The organism is Agrobacterium sp. A3-95 (assembly GCF_053521785.1).
Genome location: NZ_JBNWDR010000004.1, coordinates 271,957 through 292,061 on the forward strand (window position 1 = coordinate 271,957; position 20,105 = coordinate 292,061).

The 20,105-nt window shown below is 59.3% G+C and carries 16 protein-coding genes; 14 read left to right on the forward strand and 2 right to left on the reverse strand.

Annotated elements, in window-relative coordinates:
• Window positions 1-255 precede the first annotated feature (255 nt).
• The 5 genes from popZ (at window position 256) to exoR (ending at window position 7,351) form a co-directional block, all read left to right on the forward strand.
• Entirely contained in the window at window positions 256-1,215 is a 960-nt protein-coding gene (gene popZ, locus ACQZ5Y_RS13625; RefSeq protein WP_174049525.1) for a cell division protein PopZ, read from the forward strand.
• 194 nt (window positions 1,216-1,409) lie between these two features.
• The gene (locus ACQZ5Y_RS13630; RefSeq protein WP_174049524.1) at window positions 1,410-4,253 is read left to right on the forward strand and encodes a valine--tRNA ligase; all 2,844 of its coding nucleotides are present in this window, start codon (window positions 1,410-1,412) and stop codon (window positions 4,251-4,253) included.
• A 449-nt stretch (window positions 4,254-4,702) separates the two neighbouring features.
• Window positions 4,703-5,992, forward strand: a complete 1,290-nt coding sequence (locus tag ACQZ5Y_RS13635; protein WP_003515621.1) for an outer membrane protein transport protein — start codon at window positions 4,703-4,705, stop codon at window positions 5,990-5,992.
• Between the two features lie 269 nt (window positions 5,993-6,261).
• Window positions 6,262-6,570, forward strand: coding sequence for a hypothetical protein (locus ACQZ5Y_RS13640; protein ID WP_233283652.1), 309 nt, complete (start codon window positions 6,262-6,264; stop codon window positions 6,568-6,570).
• Window positions 6,557-7,351 (forward strand): exopolysaccharide production regulator ExoR, encoded by a 795-nt coding sequence (exoR, locus tag ACQZ5Y_RS13645; protein WP_003515620.1) that lies wholly within the window; start codon window positions 6,557-6,559, stop codon window positions 7,349-7,351. Before ACQZ5Y_RS13640 ends, exoR begins: the two co-directional genes overlap by 14 nt.
• A 129-nt stretch (window positions 7,352-7,480) precedes the next feature.
• Here exoR and xth read toward each other — a convergent pair whose 3' ends face one another.
• Entirely contained in the window at window positions 7,481-8,278 is a 798-nt protein-coding gene (xth, locus tag ACQZ5Y_RS13650; protein WP_097172086.1) for an exodeoxyribonuclease III, read from the reverse strand.
• 277 nt (window positions 8,279-8,555) lie between these two features.
• Window positions 8,556-8,888: an iron-sulfur cluster insertion protein ErpA gene (gene erpA, locus ACQZ5Y_RS13655; RefSeq protein ID WP_003515615.1), complete on the reverse strand. Its 333-nt coding sequence runs from the start codon at window positions 8,886-8,888 to the stop codon at window positions 8,556-8,558.
• 229 nt (window positions 8,889-9,117) lie between these two features.
• Here erpA and ACQZ5Y_RS13660 point away from each other — a divergent pair, with 229 nt between their 5' ends.
• The 9 genes from ACQZ5Y_RS13660 (at window position 9,118) to tatC (ending at window position 20,066) form a co-directional block, all read left to right on the forward strand.
• The gene (locus ACQZ5Y_RS13660; RefSeq protein ID WP_174059873.1) at window positions 9,118-10,335 is read left to right on the forward strand and encodes a deoxyguanosinetriphosphate triphosphohydrolase; all 1,218 of its coding nucleotides are present in this window, start codon (window positions 9,118-9,120) and stop codon (window positions 10,333-10,335) included.
• A gap of 76 nt (window positions 10,336-10,411) precedes the next feature.
• Window positions 10,412-12,169 (forward strand): arginine--tRNA ligase, encoded by a 1,758-nt coding sequence (argS, locus tag ACQZ5Y_RS13665; RefSeq protein ID WP_003515610.1) that lies wholly within the window; start codon window positions 10,412-10,414, stop codon window positions 12,167-12,169.
• Window positions 12,170-12,235: 66 nt separating this feature from the next.
• Window positions 12,236-15,244 carry an SPOR domain-containing protein gene (locus tag ACQZ5Y_RS13670; RefSeq protein WP_174049523.1) on the forward strand — a complete coding sequence of 1,003 codons (3,009 nt, stop codon included), beginning with the start codon at window positions 12,236-12,238 and terminating at the stop codon, window positions 15,242-15,244.
• A gap of 242 nt (window positions 15,245-15,486) precedes the next feature.
• The gene (gene nagZ, locus ACQZ5Y_RS13675) at window positions 15,487-16,503 is read left to right on the forward strand and encodes a beta-N-acetylhexosaminidase (protein WP_003515605.1); all 1,017 of its coding nucleotides are present in this window, start codon (window positions 15,487-15,489) and stop codon (window positions 16,501-16,503) included.
• Window positions 16,504-16,561: 58 nt separating this feature from the next.
• Window positions 16,562-17,410, forward strand: a complete 849-nt coding sequence (locus ACQZ5Y_RS13680) for a segregation and condensation protein A (protein ID WP_174049522.1) — start codon at window positions 16,562-16,564, stop codon at window positions 17,408-17,410.
• On the forward strand, window positions 17,400-18,146 hold the full coding sequence (gene scpB, locus ACQZ5Y_RS13685; protein ID WP_019566157.1) for an SMC-Scp complex subunit ScpB: 747 nt from the start codon (window positions 17,400-17,402) through the stop codon (window positions 18,144-18,146). Before ACQZ5Y_RS13680 ends, scpB begins: the two co-directional genes overlap by 11 nt.
• Window positions 18,147-18,276: 130 nt before the next feature.
• The gene (locus ACQZ5Y_RS13690) at window positions 18,277-18,483 is read left to right on the forward strand and encodes a twin-arginine translocase TatA/TatE family subunit (protein ID WP_003515599.1); all 207 of its coding nucleotides are present in this window, start codon (window positions 18,277-18,279) and stop codon (window positions 18,481-18,483) included.
• A gap of 54 nt (window positions 18,484-18,537) precedes the next feature.
• Entirely contained in the window at window positions 18,538-19,266 is a 729-nt protein-coding gene (tatB, locus tag ACQZ5Y_RS13695) for a Sec-independent protein translocase protein TatB (protein WP_174049521.1), read from the forward strand.
• Entirely contained in the window at window positions 19,263-20,066 is an 804-nt protein-coding gene (gene tatC, locus ACQZ5Y_RS13700) for a twin-arginine translocase subunit TatC (protein WP_003515595.1), read from the forward strand. The genes tatB and tatC overlap by 4 nt, the downstream gene beginning before the upstream one ends.
• The last annotated feature ends 39 nt before the right edge of the window (window positions 20,067-20,105 follow it).

The following is a 20,105-nucleotide window of genomic DNA, read 5'->3' on the forward strand; positions in this document are numbered from 1 at the left end:
TTGCCCCAAAAGACCATTCTCACAAAGCTGTGCATCACGGCGAAACTTGTCGAATCAGTGATTTAGTTCCTGACTATGCTGCCCTAGACTAAGGGTGATTCGGGGTGTGCGTATTTCTACCCCTTTTCAGGCCATCGGCCCGAAAACCGGAAGCGATTTTCGACAGGAACGGTGTGCAGATTTAAAATGTTGGAGCGTCCTTTGGGCGTCCGTATGGACGCAAGGCGGTCTAGAGAGTGGAAACCGGGGATTGATATGGCTCAGCCAAGCGTAGCGCGTGAACCGTCCATGGAAGAGATCTTGGCGTCGATACGCCGGATCATCGAAAGCAATGAGACCGGGCCTACCGGTGCGTTTTCCGGGCAGTTGCCGCCTGTCTATGACGACGAAGACGATGGCGCAGGCGAAGCGTCCTTCGTGACCGAGGCCATCAGCCCGCCGGCGCGCGTTCCCCCCGCCGCAAACCAGGCATTTGGCGCAAGGCCGGTGCAGGATTTTTCCACGGCCGCCGAAAAGCAGACGCCAGAACAGCAGGAAATCTCGGCCGAAAAAAGCATGTCGCTTGCCGATGTTGCCGCGCGCGTTCGCGCTGCCGCCGACCGCAACGCTGCCATGGGGCCGCAGGCATTTGCCGCCCAGGCGCAGCGTGAGCCCGCGCAGGCAGCCCCGGCCGCTCATTCCTCCAGCGTACCGCAGCCTTCTGCTGCGCAACAGGTTGAACGCCCTGCGCCGCAGCGCCCGACGGATGTGCGGCCGCTGCTGGCGGCCGCTGCCGCGAGCACCAGTGAACAGCCGGCAGCTTTTGCCGCCGAGGATCGTGCTGCTGCTGCCGCTGTCGAGAGCGCAGCTCTCGAGAACCGCTTCGACCAGCTGACGCTGCGTGGCGCCATCGAAACGCCTGCTGCCCAGGATCATTTCGAGATTTCGGTGCAGGAACCTGCTGTCGAGATGCCGTCATTCGATCTGGCCGAACCCAAGGAAGAGGGCGGTTTGTCGCTCAACCTCATTTCCGAGGCTGCCGGTGCGCAGATCGCCCGTTCCTTCAGCGAACTTGCGGAAATTTTCGATGGCGTCGAACGACGCTCAATCGAGGATATGGCCGCCGAAATGCTGCGTCCGATGCTGCAGGACTGGCTGGAAGACAATCTGCCGACCCTGGTGGAGCGTCTCGTGCGTGAGGAAATCGAACGTGTGGCGCGCGGCTCGCGCCGCTAGGCTCTGTTCGTCCGCGTCTTGTAACATGCGCAAGATAATGAAACAGAGGCCGCTCCGGCACCGGGGCGGCTTTTTTGTTGAAGATGAAGGCGCTATGGGGTCATAGTCGCTGACGGGTCGGTTTCTGTTGACTCTCGACCATCCATCCTTATTTAAAAAAATCCACACAAGAACTCTAAAATTCAGGTCAGGAAATGCTCGAAAAGACCTACGATTCCGCATCCGTCGAACCGAAAATCGCCAAAGCCTGGGACGAGGCGAACGCTTTTCGTGCCGGCGCCAACGCCAAACCGGGCGCGGAAACCTTCACCATTGTCATCCCGCCGCCGAATGTCACCGGCTCCCTGCATATGGGCCATGCGCTCAACAACACGCTTCAGGACATATTGGTCCGCTTCGAGCGCATGCGCGGCAAGGACGTGTTGTGGCAGCCGGGCATGGACCATGCGGGCATCGCCACGCAGATGGTCGTCGAGCGCAAGCTGATGGAACAGCAGCTTCCGGGCCGCCGCGAAATGGGCCGTGAGGCCTTCGTGGACAAGGTCTGGGAATGGAAAGCCGAATCCGGCGGCTTGATCTTCAACCAGCTGAAGCGTCTCGGCGCGTCCTGCGACTGGTCGCGTGAGCGCTTCACCATGGATGAGGGTCTGTCCGAGGCCGTTCTCGAGGTGTTCGTCACCCTTTACAAGCAGAACCTGATCTACAAGGACAAGCGCCTCGTCAACTGGGACCCGAAGCTGCAGACCGCGATTTCCGACATGGAAGTCGAACAGCTGGAAGTGAAGGGCAACCTTTGGCACTTCCGTTATCCGCTGGAAAAGGGTGTGACCTATCAGCACCCGATCGCATTTGACGAGGAAGGCAAGCCTACCGAGTTCGAAACGCGCGATTACATCGTTGTTGCTACCACGCGGCCAGAAACCATGCTCGGCGATACCGGTGTTGCGGTGAACCCGGAAGACGAGCGCTACAAGGGCATCATTGGCAAGCATGTCATCCTGCCGATCGTTGGCCGCAAGATCCCGATCGTTGCCGATGACTATGCCGATCCGACGGCCGGAACGGGCGCCGTGAAGATCACGCCTGCGCACGACTTCAACGATTTCGAGGTCGGCAAGCGTTGCGGTCTGCGCGCCATCAACGTCATGAATATCGATGGGACGATCTCCATCAAGGAGAACGAGGATTTCCTCGAGGGCCTCAATCATCCGGCGGCGCTGCACGGCGCATGGGATCGTCTGGAAGGACAGGATCGTTTCTTCGCCCGCAAGGTCATCGTCGAAATCTTCGAGGAAGCCGGCCTGCTCGACAAGATCGAGCCGCACAAGCACGTCGTGCCGCATGGCGACCGTGGCGGCGTGCCGATCGAGCCGCGCCTCACCGACCAGTGGTGGGTGGACAACAAGACGCTGGCTCAGCCGGCCATTGCCTCGGTTCGCGAAGGCCGCACCAATTTCGTGCCTAAGAACTGGGAAAACACCTATTTTCAGTGGATGGAGAATATCCAGCCCTGGTGTATCTCGCGGCAATTGTGGTGGGGACACCAGATTCCGGCATGGTACGGCCCTGACGGGCAGGTCTTCGTTGAAAAGACCGAGGAAGAGGCGCTTCAGGCCGCTATCCAGCATTATATCGCCCATGAAGGTCCGTGGAAGGCCTGGGTCGAGGAGAAGCTTGAAAACTTCAAGCCGGGTGAAATTCTGACCCGTGACGAAGACGTTCTCGATACTTGGTTCTCATCGGCGCTGTGGCCGTTCTCGACGCTCGGCTGGCCGGAAAAGACACCGGAACTGGCGCGGTATTATCCAACCAATGTGCTTGTCACCGGTTTCGACATCATCCCGTTCTGGGTCGTCCGCATGATGCAGATGGGTCTGCATTTCATGAAGGACGATGCCGGCAATCCGGTCGAGCCGTTCAGCACCGTCTACATCCACGCGCTGGTTCGCGACAAGAACGGCCAGAAGATGTCCAAGTCCAAGGGCAACGTCATCGATCCCCTGGAACTGATCGACGAATACGGTGCGGATGCGCTGCGCTTCACGCTCGCCATCATGGCGGCGCAGGGTCGTGACGTGAAACTCGATCCGGCACGTATCGCCGGTTATCGCAACTTCGGCACGAAGCTATGGAACGCCACGCGTTTTGCCGAAATGAACGGCGTAAAGCGCGATCCGCATTTCCTGGCCGAAACCGCATCGCTGACGATCAACCGGTGGATCCTGACCGAGCTTGCCAACACCGCGCGCGATGTGACGGCGGCTCTTGAGAACTTCCGGTTCAACGATGCATCCGGCATCCTCTACCGTTTCGTCTGGAACCAGTTCTGCGACTGGTACCTGGAACTGCTCAAGCCCGTGTTCGGTGGCGAGGATGAGGCGGCAAAGGCGGAATCGCAGGCCTGCGCGGCCTATGTTCTGGATGAGATCTACAAGCTCCTGCATCCCTTCATGCCTTTCATGACGGAAGAGCTGTGGGCGCATACGGCGGGCGAGGGCGAGGAGCGGGCTGATCTTCTCTGCCTTACCGACTGGCCGTCTCCGGAATTCCGCGACGATGCTGCGGCTGCGGAAATCAACTGGCTGATCGATCTGGTTTCGGGCATCCGCTCGACGCGTGCCGAGATGAACGTGCCGCCGGGCGCCACCGCATCGCTGGTGGTGGTCGGTGCCAATACCTCGACAGAAGCGCGGCTGGACCGCCATGCCGCCGCCATCCGGCGCCTGGCGCGTGCCGATGAAATCCGTGGTGCCGATGTGGCGCCAAAAGGTTCCGCGCAGATCATCATCGGTGAGGCCACCGTCTGCCTGCCGCTCGGCAACCTGGTCGATCTCGCGGCCGAAAAGGCCCGTCTCGAAAAGGCGATCGGCAAGGTGGACGCGGAGATGGAACGTATCGACAAGAAGCTGTCGAACGAAAAATTCGTGGCCAATGCCGATCCGGAGGTTGTGGCCGCCGAGCGCGAGCGTAAGGCGGAACTGGAAGTTCAGCTGACAAGTCTTCGAACCGCCCTGCAGCGGGTCAGCGAAGCAGGATAAGGTTCCAGTTGCGTGTAAAATCAAAACGCCCCGTGAAAACGGGGCGTTTTGCGTTTTGTAAGGGCCGGCTCAATTCATTGCTGCGTTGCAATGGCGAATCATGCACTGCGTGACAGCGCGATTATTTCTGCCGCGAGGCGCACAAAACCGCGCGGGAAGACGAAAAAGATCAATAAAAACGGCCTGATAAGCGATTTTCTTCGGAAACGTCCAACTGTGGTTATTTGGCGACATTTCCGGTGCGGATTGGGAGTTTGTTTCGTTTTGTGTCGTTTTTTCTAATTGGATTAGAATAATAGCCTAAAATGATTATGTAAGATGCCAAACATCAAAAACTTACGTAAAAAAATGGCCATCCGGTGGCAACCGCGCCGCGCCACGGCAGATTGTCATTTGCCGCAAAGCATTTCACTCTCTCAATGATCACATTGCCTTGATTGGGGAGAGAGATGGCAAAAACTGCATTTTTTCGCGGCGCAGTATGTTTCGTAGCCAGCATCGCGGCGGTCACGCCTTCACTGGCGGGCGGCCTCGAGCGCGGTGGCTACAATATCGACCTGCTGTTCGACCCGTCCGACTATGTTCTCGACAGTTCCGCTACATTCGTTGCGCCACAGCGCAAGGTTGAGAATGCGCGTGACAATCCGCTGAAGAGCGGTCCGCTGCCTGCGACTTGGTCAAGGAGCGCAGATGACTCTGAAAACTTCTGGTCGACCCGCATCGGCGCCAAGGCGGCAATCGGCGATTTCGGCGACTGCATGTTCGATTATTCGCAGCCTTGGGGCGCGCACCTCAATCCGGGCATCTGGCAGGGATCGAGCTACAATATCGAAACCAAGGTAAAGTCGCACAATTACGCCACCACCTGCCGTGTGAAGTTTGATCTTGGCAAGGGCGACTTCTCGATTATTGGCGGCGGCTTTTACCAGGAGATCAGCGGTTATAAATACCGTCAGGTTCTTGGCCCAGCTGTTCTTGGCCTCAATCCGGCCTGGTCCAGCTTCAGCGGCGTCGGCAAACTTGAGATGGAAGGTGACGGTTGGGGTTGGCGCGCCGGCGTTGCCTACGAAATCCCCGAGGTCGCCTTCCGGGCGAGCCTTGTTTATAACAGCGCCGTCGATCATGACCTGACCGGTTTCGCCGACGTCAGAGGAGTTCCGCAGACGCCGCCGTCCATCTCTCCGACGCTGGCGAAATACGGCGGCAAGCTGGTGCCGATATATGGCTCCGTTTCGATGCCAGACAGCATCGAACTCAAGGTGCAATCCGGCATAGCTCCGGACTGGCTGGCTTTCGGTTCGGTGAAGTGGACTGACTGGAGCCAGATTCAGGTCATTCCTTTCTGCGCGGTAGGGACGTCCCCCTGCGTTCCGAGCGGCGCTGACACGCTGAACACGCTAGACCTGTTTTATCGTGATGGCTGGACGATCTCCGGCGGCGTTGGTCACAAGTTCAACGAGCAGTGGAGCGGTGCTGTAAGTCTGACCTGGGATCGCGGTACATCGACGGTTATCGGCACCCAGACCGACACCTGGACGCTGGGCACGCAGATCGTCTACTCGCCGAACAAGAATATCGAGTTCAAGGTTGCCGGTGCTCTCGGCCTCCTGACCTCCGGTAGCTCATCCATCAACGGTGGACCTTGCGGTGCGGGCTTCACCTGCGGCAATGAGGCGGGCTACGACTTCGGCAACGATCTCGTGGCTGCGATCTCTACGGGCGTCAAGGTCAAGTTCTGACACCATTCGCCACACCTGAACGAAAAGAAAGGTCCGGTTTACCAACCGGACCTTTTTTCATTCCCGACTATGATTCCTGCTCGATAAAAATTTCTAGCCCGAAAGTTTTGTGACGATTTGGCAACACTTTTCTGCAAGCGTGGTGCCGCGTTGGAATGTGGGCATATCTGTCCATTTCCCGCCACAAACGAGGTGCTTGGCTTCTGTTTATGGACGCGGGGATGGAAGAACATGCAGGCGTTTGATGTGGGCCTGCGGAGTTGCGAAGAGTGAAAACGGGTTTGGATTCAGGGTTTAAGCAAGTAATACGGGAATTTGATCCGGGTTTCTTGTTTGGCGCTGACCGGCAGGCGGTCAAACGCCGTTATATTGCCGGAAATTATGCCTATATCTGTCTCACTGAAAATTTGGAGCAATTACCGCATATGACCACCGGCAGTGCGCTGGAAAGTGCTGCCGGAAAGACGCAGTGTGTTCGAAAAATCGCGACCCGGCGGGGTTCAGCTTTGCAGTATTCCGCAAGTATTGGCTATATGCCGGGAAGAGTGAGAGAAGTTCGCCTAAATGCTGAAATGTGAAGCACATGTTCTAAAGCCGCTCATCATGAGCCTTTTGCTTGCGTCGCTCGCAATGCCGGTGCTGGCTTTTGACATCAACGCAGGCGTTACCAAGGAATCCGGGCCCTTCGACCTGTTCAAGTTCGGCTTCAAGGCCTACAAGAACGGTAACAAGGACGAAGCCGTCGAGGCCTATCGCTATGCGGCCGAAAAGGGCCATACCGGCTCGCGCTGGGCGCTTGCCAATATGTATGCCTTCGGCGATGGAGTTGCCAAGAACGACTTCGAAGCCTTCAAGATTTACAGCGAAATTGCCAGCCAGGGCGTCGAGCCGGGCTCCGAGGATACCGGCTTCTTCGTCAACGCGCTGCTTTCTCTTGCCGATTATTACCGCCACGGCATTCCCGGCACTCCGGTAAAGATGGACCTGTCGCAGGCCCGCCAGCTCTATTTTCAGGTGGCTTCCACCTTTGGCGTGGCTGAGGCCCAGTTCCGTCTGGCGGAAATGATCCTTGCGGGTGAGGGCGGCCGGGCGGATGTGCAGCAGGCCAAGAAGTGGCTCAATCAGGCACGCAAGCACGGCCATGCCGGCGCCATGTCGATTTTCGGTAATCTGCTTTTCCAGGAAGGCCAGACGACGCAGGGACTCGCCTTCATGACGGCCGCGCTCGACAAGTGCACGGCGGTGGATTGCACCTGGATCCAGACCCTTCAGGAACAGGCTTTTTCGCTCGCGGGTGAAAACGATCGCCGCGCGGCTATCGCGCTGGCGCAGAACATGCAGATCGACGATCCGAACTGACAATTATGTCTATTGTGGCTGAGGCGACTTAGAGCACGTCCTGTTTAAACGGAATCGTTTGCCGTGCTCTAATTCGTCGTTTCGGAGCACTTTTACCGGAAATTCTCTAACTCGCCCGGCGAGCGCCGTTCAATTGATCGGCGTGAAATTGAAATAACCGCAGACCGGTACGTGGTCGGACGGTTTTTCCCAGGCCCGCACATGTTTTTCGATGCTGACCGATTGGAGCCTGTCGGCCGCTTCCGCCGACAGCATCAGGTGATCGATGCGGATGCCGTTATTCTTCGGCCATGCGCCAGCCTGATAATCCCAGAAGGAATAAAGTCCGGGTTCATCCGTCGTCGCGCGTGCGGCATCGGTAAAGCCGAGATTTTCCAGCCTGCGGAATGCCGAGCGCGTCTTGGGCAGGAACAGCGCATCGCCAGCCCAGACCCGCGGATCGTGGCAATCGAAGGGTTCGGGGATGACGTTGTAGTCACCCGCCAGAATAAGCGGCTCCTCAAGCGCAAGGCGATCTTCGGCAAAGCGGCGCAGCCGCTCCATCCATGCGAGCTTGTAGGGATATTTGACCGGATCGTCAGGCGGATTGCCGTTCGGCAGGTAGAGCGAGCAGACCCGGATCGCACCGCCATCAACGGAAAACACGCCCTCGATGAAGCGGGCCTGTTCATCGGCATCGTCGCCCGGCAGGCCGCGATTGATCTCGTCGGGCTTCATCTTCGACAGAAGGGCGACGCCGTTGAAGCCCTTCTGGCCATGGGTCTCGACGTGATAGCCGAGCGCTTCCAGCTCAAGGCGGGGAAAGCCTTCGTCAACCGACTTGATTTCCTGAAGGCAAACGATGTCGGGCGATGAATCCTTCAACCACTGGCAGAGGTTTTCGATACGCGCCTTGACGCCGTTGATGTTCCAGGTGGCAATCTTCATCGGAGTTTCCCTTTTGTGAGGTTACTTTTACCCGATGCAAAAGCGATTGCCACCGTTTTTGGAAACGGCTGGTGAGGATGTGGTGGATAGAGGGGAGGTTGGTAGAGTGAACTGGGCCGCGAAGTCAGCGTCATGTCTCTATCCCCTCATTCCTGTGCTTGTCACAGGAATCCAGCCGACGCGCGTCTGCGCGGCGGGGAGACAGGGATGAGGCAGGAGTGGGACGCGGATCACCTCAAAGCTGAGAGCATTGAGGCAGAGCCGCGGGCCGTTTCACTCAGATCGAGAAGCTGGTGCCGCAGCCGCAGCTTGCGACCGCGTTCGGGTTCTTGATCTGGAAGGACTGGCCGAGCAGATTGTCGACGAAGTCGATTTCAGAGCCGGCCATGTAGACAACCGACAGGCTGTCGATCAGCACCTTGGCGTCTCCGCGCGCAATCACGATGTCGTCATCGGCGGGGTCTTCCGCCAGATCGAACTTGTAGGAGAAGCCCGAGCAGCCGCCGCCTTCCACCGAAACGCGCAGAGCCTGCTTGCCCGCATCCGCTGCGACGATCTGGGCGATTCGCTTCGCTGCGGCTTCCGAAAGTGTAATGTCGCTGTTTTCCATGTCGTTCCTCGTGCCGGGGTCAAGAACCGGAGAGCAATAGATTTGTCGTCACCATTATAAACCAGTCAAATAAACGGTCTATAGCGATGTCCGCAACGGCCTTTGCAGCGATGATGCTTTGCGCCGACCTTTGCGATAGGTATGAAGGGTGGATGAAAAGGTCAATGGTCAAAGGCCATGGACTTCGGGTCAAAGGAAGTCCCGGCCAGAGAACAGTACAGGTGGATGAATGATTATAGACCAGCGCGCATTGGGTTTCGGAAGTGGCGAGAGGGCGGTTTTCGCCTCTGATCCATGGACCACGCGCGGGCGTCTTTTTGCCGAGGAGGGTAGCCTGACGCGCTCGGAGTTCCAGCGCGACCGGGACCGCATCGTCCACACCACTGCCTTTCGCCGGCTTAAACACAAGACGCAGGTTTTCATCAGCCCTGACGGCGACCATTACCGCACCCGGCTCACCCACACGATTGAGGTGGCGCAGATTGCCCGCGCACTCGCACGTGCTCTAAAGCTGGACGAGGATCTGGCCGAGGGCGTGGCTCTGGTGCATGATTTCGGCCACACGCCGTTCGGTCATACCGGTGAGGATGCGCTGGATGCGGTGTTGTTGCCCTATGGCGGCTTCGATCACAACGCGCAGTCGCTGCGCATCGTCACCAAGCTGGAGCGCCGCTACGCCGAATATGACGGCATCAACCTGACATGGGAGACGCTGGAGGGGCTGGTGAAGCACAATGGCCCGCTGGTCAATGCCGAGGGCGAGGGCGTGAAGGGCCCGGTTCCGCTGCCCATCCTCGAATATTGCGAGCTGCAGGATCTGGAAATCGGCAGCTATGCCAGCCTTGAGGCACAGATGGCGGCTATTGCCGACGACATCGCCTATAATACCCATGATATCGATGACGGCCTGCGTGCCGGTTATCTGAGCTTCGAGATGCTGGAAGAGGTGCCTTTCCTCAGCAAGCTGATGGCCGGGGTACGTGCGAAATATCCCGTGCTCGACAAGGAACGCTTCGCCAATGAAATCATGCGTCGCCAGATCACCCATATGGTCGAGGATGTAATCGGGGTCGCGCAGCAGAATCTTTCCCGGCTGAAACCGAAGAGTGCGGCCGATATCCGCGCCGCCGATTTTACCGTCGCGACTTTCTCGCCGGAAATGGCTGAAACCGACAGGCAGATCAAGAAACTGCTGTTTGCCCATATCTACCGGCATCCGGAAATCATGCGCATCCGCGCCGGCGCTACGCAGATCGTTACCGACCTTTTCCACCGTTATATGGAAGTGCCGGCAGAGATGCAGAGTCACTACTGGGTGGACAGCATTTCCGGTATGAGCAAGGCCGCAAAAGCCCGCCATGTGGGGGATTATCTGGCCGGTATGACCGACAGTTATGCACTGCGCGCCCACCAGCGGCTGTTTGACCACACCCCCGATTTGCGATAGGGCAGCGGGCGATCGCGAAGCCAACCCGGTTATGATGGCCGGACATGAACAGAAGCCCTTCGCGCAGGTTGGAACGATGAACATTTTTGCCGATTTCGATACCAGGATCAAAAACGCGCTCGAGACTCTCGATCTCGTGAAAGAGAACCGCGAAAAGGTCGATTTCAGTCGAATTACGGTCGAATCCCCGCGCGATCTGAGCCATGGCGATGTCGCAACCAATGCCGCTATGGTGTTGGCGAAGCCTCTCGGCACCAATCCGCGGGCGCTGGCCGAACTCATCGTGCCAGCACTTCAGGCCGATGGCGATGTCGATAGCGTCAACGTCGCCGGTCCCGGCTTCATCAATCTCAAGGTCTCTGTCGGTTACTGGCAGCGTCTTCTTGCCGACATGATCGGGCAGGGCATCGATTTCGGCCGCTCGAAGATCGGCACGGGCCAGAAGATCAACGTCGAATATGTCTCCGCCAACCCAACCGGTCCGATGCATGTCGGCCATTGCCGTGGTGCTGTCGTGGGTGACACGCTGGCGAACCTGCTCGCCTTCGCCGGTTATGGCGTGACCAAGGAATATTACATCAACGACGCCGGCTCGCAGATCGACGTGCTCGCGCGTTCGGTCTTCCTGCGTTACCGCGAGGCGCTTGGCGAAGATATCGGCGCCATTCCGTCGGGCTTCTACCCCGGTGACTATCTCGTTCCAGTCGGCCAGGCGCTGGCGGATGAATATGGCATCAAGCTGCGAGCCATGCCCGAGGAAAAGTGGCTGCCTATCGTCAAGGACAAGGCGATCGCCGCAATGATGGTGATGATCCGTGAGGATCTGGAGACGCTGAACGTCAAGCACGACGTGTTCTTCTCGGAGCGCACGCTGCATGAGGGCAATGGCGGACCCATTCTCTCGGCCATCAATGATCTCACCTTCAAGGGCCACGTCTACAAGGGCACCCTGCCGCCGCCGAAGGGCGAATTGCCGGAAGACTGGGAAGACCGCGAGCAGACGCTGTTCCGGTCCACCGAGGTGGGCGACGACATGGACCGCGCGCTGATGAAGTCGGACGGTTCCTACACCTATTTCGCCGCCGACGTCGCCTATTTCAAGAACAAGTTCGATCGCGGTTTTTCCGAGATGATCTATGTGCTCGGCGCCGACCACGGCGGCTATGTGAAGCGGCTTGAAGCGGTTGCGCGCGCCGTCTCGGAAGGCAAGTCGAAGCTGACGGTTCTTCTGTGCCAGCTCGTGAAGCTGTATCGCGATGGCGAGCCGGTGAAGATGTCGAAACGCTCAGGCGATTTCGTCACGCTGCGCGATGTGGTGGACGAAGTAGGTCGCGATCCCGTGCGATTCATGATGCTCTATCGGAAGAATTCCGAGCCGCTGGACTTCGATTTTGCGAAAGTAACCGAACAATCGAAGGATAATCCGGTCTTTTACGTGCAATATGCGCATGCCCGTTGCATGTCCATCTTCCGCCAGGCGCAGGAGGCGTTTCCGGGTCTTGCGCTCTCGCAGGACGACATGTCGTCTTCCGTTGCTTTGATTAGCGATATCAACGAGTTGCAGCTGGTTGCAAAGCTTGCTGAGTACCCGCGCCTGATCGAATCCGCAGCCCTTGCGCACGAGCCGCACAGGCTTGCTTTTTACCTCTACGATCTCGCCAGTTCCTTCCATGGACACTGGAACAAAGGTAAAGACCATCAGGAATTACGTTTTATTAACGATAAAAACCGAGAATTGAGCATTGCCAGACTCGGGCTGGTGAATGCTGTCGCGAATGTTTTGAAGTCTGGTCTTACGCTTTTAGGAGCGGACGCGCCTGACGAGATGCGATAACATATCACCATTATTTGCTCACAATACGCTGGCAAGAGCTGCAATGCGTAGATGGTGGAACACGTAATGGTCGAAAAAAATGTCGCGTATAACCGGGACGCCCGGTCTGAAGGGTTCGCTGACAACGATCCTCTGGCAGAACTGGCGCGTATCGTCGGTTTCGATGAGCGTCCTTCGCATGCGGGTTCCGAAGCTGCGCCACGCGCCGGCTCTGCGGCAACCCGCCGCGAACCCGAATTCAATCTCGAAGACGAGCTGCTTCGAGAGTTCGAGGTTTACGATGCGCCGCATGCCGATCCGGTCGTTCTTGACCCGGCAAACGATGTGCGTGCGGGCATCCACCCCAGCGACTTCATGCAGCGCGTCGAATCGGTTTTCGCCCGGCGTGAGCCTGAGCTTGCGCCAGCGGACGAACCCGTGTTCGAGGCAAGCCCCGCACCCGAAGTGAGCCAGGAGCCACTTCCCGAGGCCGATCAGGCCTACATTCACAATTACGTCGAGACGTCGACGCAGGACATCCGCGCGGATTTCCGTGATGATGCCGGTGCGGTTGCCGAGGTGTTCGATGTGCATTCGCGCCAGTCGCGCCCTGCCGAGCCGGTGGTTTACCAGCAGGCTGCATGGGAAGAGCCGCAGGCTGTCGAGCCGGCTCAAAGCACCTGGCACGCTATGCCTGAGCTTCCGGCCGATGTTTCGAGCAATATTGCGCATTCCGATCAGAGCCATGCGCCTGAGCCGCAGGCTTTCGATCTTGCCGATGAGGTAGAGATCGCCGTCGCCGAAGCGCCTGCACCGATTTCCGTGCGTCCGCCTTCGCATGGTGGCCGTTCTTCGCTGGAATTTTCCAGCCTGCGTCTGCCGCTTGCCAATTTCGGCGCGCGCCGTGATGTTGCGGCTGGTGATCCCCGGCGAATCGAGCCGAGGGCCGAAGCGCTGCCTGCAGCCCGGATCGAGCCACAGGCCGAACCAGTTCCGGCGCCTGAGCCCGTCTTCGTTCAGGCGGAAGAAACTGCGCCGACCTTTGCGCCTTCGGTTGCAGAAAAGCCGGTTGAAACAAATCTTTCGCCGATGGACGAGCTGATCTACGGCGTTGCGAAATATTCCATTCCCGGACGCGGCGAAGAGCCTGTCGTTCAGGATGCCCCCATCGCACAGGCTGCGCCTATCGTTCCGGCTGCAAGAGTGGAGCCGCCTTTGGTTGCCACGGCGCCGGTTGCCGCAGCCCCTGTAAAAGCAGCCCCGGTCGTAGCAGCGCCGCCCGTTCAGGAGCCGGACTTTGGGGATTTCGCAGGTTTCAACGACGATGACTTCGAGCTTGCGCTTGATGATCTCGATCTTGACCTCGACCTGTCCGAAATCGCTGCAGCGGAAGTCGCACCTGCGCCTGTGCCGCAGCCCGTTCGCCAGCAGCCGGTCGCTCCGGTAGCGGTTGCTGCCGCCGCGCCGCAGCCGGTGCGGGAACAGCCAGCACCTCAGCCGCGCCCGGCCCCGGTTGCTGCAATTCCGGTAGCCGCCCCTCCGGTTCAGCCGCGTCCGGTCGCAGCCGCACCGCAGCCGGTTGCACCACAAACGCTGGAAAGCCTGCCTTTCGATCCCTCGCAGATCGGTGAGACGGAAGAACATCCGGAAAATATTACCGAGATGGACGTGCCGGAATTGCCGGTCGGCGTTTTCGAACCCAAGCCTGTCGCCCGTCGTCACGAAGAAGACCTCGATATCGACACCGAGCTCGCAACGCTGTTTGCCCCGGCGGTTGCCGGTGGTCTTGACCGTCACAAACATGCGGAAAACCGGGCTGCTGCCCCGCAGGCGCGTCCTCAGGCACAGGGTCCGGAGGAGGTCGACGAATTTGAGCGGGCGCTGGAAGAAGATTTCCGCCGCTCCATGCAGGAGGCTGCTGCCTCGCGTGGTAATGCGCCGCGCGATGCCGAGAATACTTATGTCGACCATCAGCCGGCCTATCGCGAAGAAGAAGAACGCGGCGGTCGCCGCTGGATCATGCCGGTTGCCGCAGCAATCGGTCTGGTGCTTGTCGGTGGTGGTGTTTACGCGCTGATGTCGGGCGGTTCGTCCGGTGCGGGCTCCAATGGCGCGCCGGTCATCATTTCCGCCGATAACGACCCGATGAAGGTGGTGCCGGAAAATCCGGGTGGCCGCGTCGTGCCCAATCAGGACAAGGCGGTTTACGACCGCGTGGCCGGTGGTAGCGCTGCCGATCCGAAGCAACCGGCGCTGATCTCCAGCAACGAAAAGCCTGTCGATGTGGTCCAGCGTACGCTGATACCCGAACAGCTGCCGCTGGAAGGTGAAAACGACGCTGACATGGAAGCCACCGGCACGCCGGTTGGCGAGACTGAAGATCCGCGCCTGCTTTCTCCGGAAGAAAAGGCCAGCCAGAACGAAGGTGCCGGTGCGACGGGCGTTTCGCCGCGCAAGGTCCGCACCATGATCGTTAAGCCTGATGGTACGCTGGTTGCACAGGAAGTCGATGCGCCTGCTGCCCAGCCACCGAAGGCAGACAAGGTCGCGGAGCTTGCTGCACCGCAGGCAGCCAAGCCGGGTGAGGGCGCTCCCGCCGTCATCGCCGCTTCGCGTGTTCCGGTTGCGCCTGAACACCCGCAGGCCAATACGCCAGCCGCTTCCTCCACACCGGCCTCGCAGTCGGCTGCGCCCGTTCCTTCGGCGCGTCCGTCCGCACAGCCTTCCAATGTGGTGGCAACGGTGACCAATCAGGGCAACGTCCGTCCTGCTGCAACTGCTCCGGCCCAGCCGCAGGCTGCACAGCAGCAGACAGCAGCCGCCATGCCCGCAGCAACGAGCGCGCCGTCTTCGGGTGGTTATTACATCCAGATCGCGTCCCTGCCGAGCCAGGCGGAGGCCCAGAAGTCCTACCAGAACATGTCGGCCAAGTTCGGTTCGGTCATTTCTGGTCGGGGCGTCGACATCAAGGCCGCTGAGATCGCCGGCAAGGGCACGTTCTACCGCGTCCGCATCCCGGCAGGCGACAAGAACGAAGCCGTGGCGCTGTGCGAAAAGTTCCGCGCAGCTGGCGGCAGCTGCCTGGTGGCGCGCTGATAGCGGCTGATCCGGTTGAGTGAAGATTGGGGCTGCCGTCTAAGGCAGCCCTCGCAGTGGGGAAAGGCTTTCCTCACATTCGACGTCATCCTCGGCCCCGTGCCGAGGATCTGCCAACGTTTCGCCAACCGGTCGGTTGCAGATGCTCGGGAAAGGCCCGAGCATGACGGCGGAGGGGTTGTCGACTTATCCCCGACGCCTTGCGGTATAAGGCCATTTCCCCATTCTGTGAGCGTGACATCATGACCGATTGCAAAGCTATGATCCTCGGATGCGGCGGGCTTACGCTTTCCGCTGACGAGATTGCCCTTTACCGCAATGAGCGGCCCTGGGGTTTCATCCTGTTCGGGCGCAATATCGGTGATGCGCAACAGATTACCGATCTCGTCGCCTCAATGCGCGATGCCGTCGCGCGGCCGGATGCCCCGGTTCTGATCGATCAGGAAGGCGGGCGCGTTCAGCGCATCAAGCCTCCGCTTTTGCAGGCCTATCCGAATGCCCGCATTCTTGGCGAGATATACGAGCGTGACCGGGAGGAAGGGCTGCGTGCGGCGTGGTTGATGTCGCGTCTGCATGCCTTCGATCTCATGAAATTCGGCATCAATATCGATTGCCTGCCGGTGCTCGACGTGCCGGTGGAAGGCGCCAGCAACGTCATTGGCAACCGGGCCTATGGCTACAGCCCGACCATGGTGGCGGAGATGGGGCAGGCGGCGGCTGACGGTCTCAAGGCGGGCGGCATGTTGCCTGTCATGAAACACATGCCGGGCCACGGTCGCGGCATGGTGGATTCGCACCATGAATTGCCTGTTGTCGATGTGCCGCTGGACGAGCTGGACGCCCATGATTTTGTGCCATTCCGCGCTCTGAACCGTGAATTGATGGCGATGAGCGCGCATCTGGTGTTCAACGCCGTCGATCGGGAGCGTCCGGCAACGACCTCGCCAAAGGTGATCGAGGAGATCATTCGTGGGCGAATCGGCTTTGACGGTCTGTTGATGTCCGACGACAGTTCCATGAATGCGCTGAAGGGCACGCTTGGCCAGCGTGCCGCGAATATTGTTGCGGGTGGCTGCGATATAGTCTTGCATTGCAACGGTGTGATGGGTGAAATGCTTGAGGTCGTGAAGGAGGTTCCCGTTCTTTCCGGCCGTTCGCTGGAGCGGGTGCGGGCCGTGGAAGCGGGTTTTCCCGCCACTGATGCCTCCGACGAAGCTGAACTGAGAGCCGAATTCAACGCCATGTGGGCCGTTTCCTGACAATCGGGCGGCGGCCCGGTACTCGGGACGACAGGCCGGACGCCCGGCGGATGGAACAATGGCAGCAGACAAGTCTCGCACTTCAACGCCCATGGACAAGCTCTGGCAGGATGTGACGCCGGAGCGGCTGACGGGCGAGGCCGGGCTGGTGATCGATGTCGCGGGTTTCGAAGGCCCGCTCGATCTGCTGCTACACCTTGCCCGCACGCAGAAGGTCGATCTGTCGCGCATTTCGGTGCTGGCGCTTGCCGAGCAATATCTGCAATTCGTGGAAACAGCCCGCCGCGTGCGCATCGAGCTTGCTGCCGACTATCTGGTGATGGCGGCCTGGCTTGCCTTCCTCAAGTCCAAGCTTCTCATTCCGCAGCAGGCGAAGGATGACGGCCCCTCCGGCGAAGAAATGGCCGCGACGCTGGCCTTCCGGCTGAAACGTCTGGAGGCGATGCGGGAGGCGGCTGAACGCCTCGTCAACCGCGCCCAGCTTGGCCGCGATATCTTCGCCCGTGGCGCGCCGGAGCATATTCCGCATATCAACCGCTCGGCTTACGAGGCGAACCTCTACGATCTCCTGAGTGCGTATGCCAATCTGCGGCAAAGGCAGGCCATCACCCAGGTCACAATTGAAAAGCGGCAGGTCTGGTCGCTGGTGGAAGCCCGGGAACTGCTGAACAGTCTGCTCGGGGATGTCGGCGAGTGGACGGTGCTCGACCAATATCTGCTGCAATATGTGCCTGACCCCGCGATGCGCGTGACGGCAATCGCCAGCGCTTTCGCCGCCTCGCTGGAGCTCGTGCGCGAGGGATCGCTGCAAATCCGGCAGGAGGGCGCGTTCCAGCCCATCTATATGCGCAGGAGCGAGCGAGATGACCGCGCGCCTGATGCGGAAAGGACTGATAATGACGCATGACGACGAGACCGGCGAAGCCGCCATCGTGGCAGATGGGGCGGCGGATGTGGTTGGGGCCGAGCCCGCGGTATTTTCCGAGCGTCAGCTGAAGGAAGCCGAGCGCATTGCCGAGGCGCTGGTCTTTGCCTCGGCCGAACCGGTTTCAGTTGCCTTCATTGCCGAGCGGCTGCCGCGCGGCATGGATGTTGTTGCCATACTCCACGGGCTGAAGGCCGCTTATGGCGAGCGGGGTGTCAATCTGGTGCAGGTGGGCGGGCAATGGGCGTTCCGCACGGCCGGCGATCTCTCCTTCGTCGTCCATTCTGAGGAAAAGGAACCTAAGAAGCTTTCGCGTGCGGCGCTGGAGGTTCTGGCGATTGTGGCGTATCATCAACCGGTGACACGCGCCGAAATCGAGGAAATCCGTGGCGTGCAAACCTCACGCGGTACCCTCGATGTGCTGATGGAAGCGGGTTGGGTGCGTTTCAGAGGCCGCAGGCGCACGCCGGGCAGGCCGGTGACGATCGGCACCACGGTGGAGTTTCTCGACCATTTCGGCCTTGAGGAATTGCGGGACTTGCCGGGCCTTGAGGAACTGAAGGGTGCGGGCCTGCTTTCGGGCCGTATTCCTTCCAATTTCGGCGTGCCTTTGCCGATGATGAGCGACGAATTGCGCGAAGACGAAGACCCGATCACGCAGCTCGATCTGGAAGAGTTGGGCCTGCTTGCACCTGGTGGCGGCGATGGCGACGATTGATATCGTCTTCATGCGGGTGACAAGGCACGAAAACTTTATGCCCACAGCCTGTTGAAGCAACGATTTGTTGTTTGAAAAAGCCTTTCAAACGTCTTACATCGTCTGAAAGCGAAATTCAGGAGTTTCAGTTATGGGTTCTTTTAGTGTGTGGCATTGGCTGATCGTGCTGGTGATCGTTCTCGTTCTCTTCGGACGCGGAAAGATCCCGGAACTGATGGGCGATGTCGCCAAGGGCATCAAGAGCTTCAAGAAGGGCATGGCTGACGAAGATCAGACTCCGCCGCCGGCCGATGTCAACGCGAAGACTGTTGACCACAAGGCTGACGAGATCAAGTAAGCGGCTTGAACCTGCTTGTTTTGAGACTGGCGCTAGGGTCTCGGGAGCGTTTTGATGTTTGATATCGGTTGGAGCGAGCTTCTGGTGATCGCGGTCGTTTTGATCGTGGTCGTCGGTCCTAAGGACTTGCCGCCCATGATCCGCGCCTTCGGTAAGACGATGGCCGGCCTTCGCAAGATGGCGGGGGATTTCCGCACGCAGTTCGACGAGGCCTTGAAAGAGGCAGACATGGACGATGTGCGGCAGACGATCTCCGATGTGCGCAATCTCAACCCGACGAATTCCCTGCGCGATGCTATGAACCCGCTTCGCCAGCTCGGCAACGAAATCAAGTCTGATCTCCAGAAGGCGACAGCCGCTCCCGATGCGATGTCGTCGACAGCAGCACCTGCAACAAGTGAGCCGGTGGCTCCTCTTGTCAGTGTGCCGGAGCCCGCGATGAAGCTTCCGGATGTGGCGCCTGCGGTGGTTCCCACGCCTTCTGCGTCTTCGCCGGTTACTGCGGTTGCTGCTGCGGAAGAAAAGCCGAAGCGTGCGCGTGCGAAATCTGTTGCGACCGTTGAAGCCGAAGCGGTTGCCGCCAAGCCGAAGCGCACCACCCGCAGCAAGCCTGCCGCAGCGCCTGTTGAAGAAGCTGCTGTCTTGAAGCCGACCGTGAAGGCTGTCGCCAAAAAGGTTGCTGTCAGGAAAGCGGCAGCGGAGAAGGCGGTTGCCGTTGCGGATGCCAAACCGGCCAAACCGGCAAGAACCAAGGCTGCAAAGCCCAAAAAGGATGAAGCATGAGCGGGGACATCGAGGACAAGCCGCAGCCGCTTATCGAACATCTCATGGAGTTGCGCACGCGGCTGATCTGGTCGCTCGGCGCGTTCTTCGTCGCCTTCATCGCCTGTTTCGCCGTTGCCAAGCATCTCTTCAACCTGCTCGTCATTCCCTATAAGTGGGCGGTCATCTGGGCGGGGCTGGATGTGGCGAAATCATCGCTGATCTATACGGCGCCGCAGGAATTCTTCTTCACGCAGATCAAGGTTGCCATGTTCGGTGCCATGGTGATCTCCTTTCCGGTGATTGCCTCGCAGCTCTATAAATTCGTGGCGCCGGGCCTCTACAAGAACGAGCGCGCGGCCTTCCTGCCGTTCCTGATCGCATCGCCGATCCTTTTCCTTATCGGCGCGGCGCTCGTCTATTTCTTCTTCACGCCCATGGTCATGTGGTTCTTCCTCGCCATGCAGCAATTGCCAGTAGATGGCGAGGTGGCGATTTCCCTGATGCCGAAGGTGTCGGAATATCTCAGCCTCATCATGACGCTGGTTTTGTCCTTCGGCCTGGTATTCCAGCTGCCTGTCGTCACCACGCTTCTGGCGCGGGTCGGGATTCTGACCAGCGACTGGCTGCGGGAAAAGCGTAAGTTCGCCATTGTCATGGCCTTCGTGGTTGCGGCCGTGCTGACGCCGCCAGACCCCATGTCCCAGATCGGTCTTGCGCTACCTGCGATCATTCTCTACGAGATTTCCATCTACATGGCTCGACTCGTGGAGAGGAAACGTGCTGCGGAATCCAAAAGCACGGAGCTGGAAGAGACCTGACGCTTCGCCACGGTCTTCCTGCTCATCAAATTTCCTCGC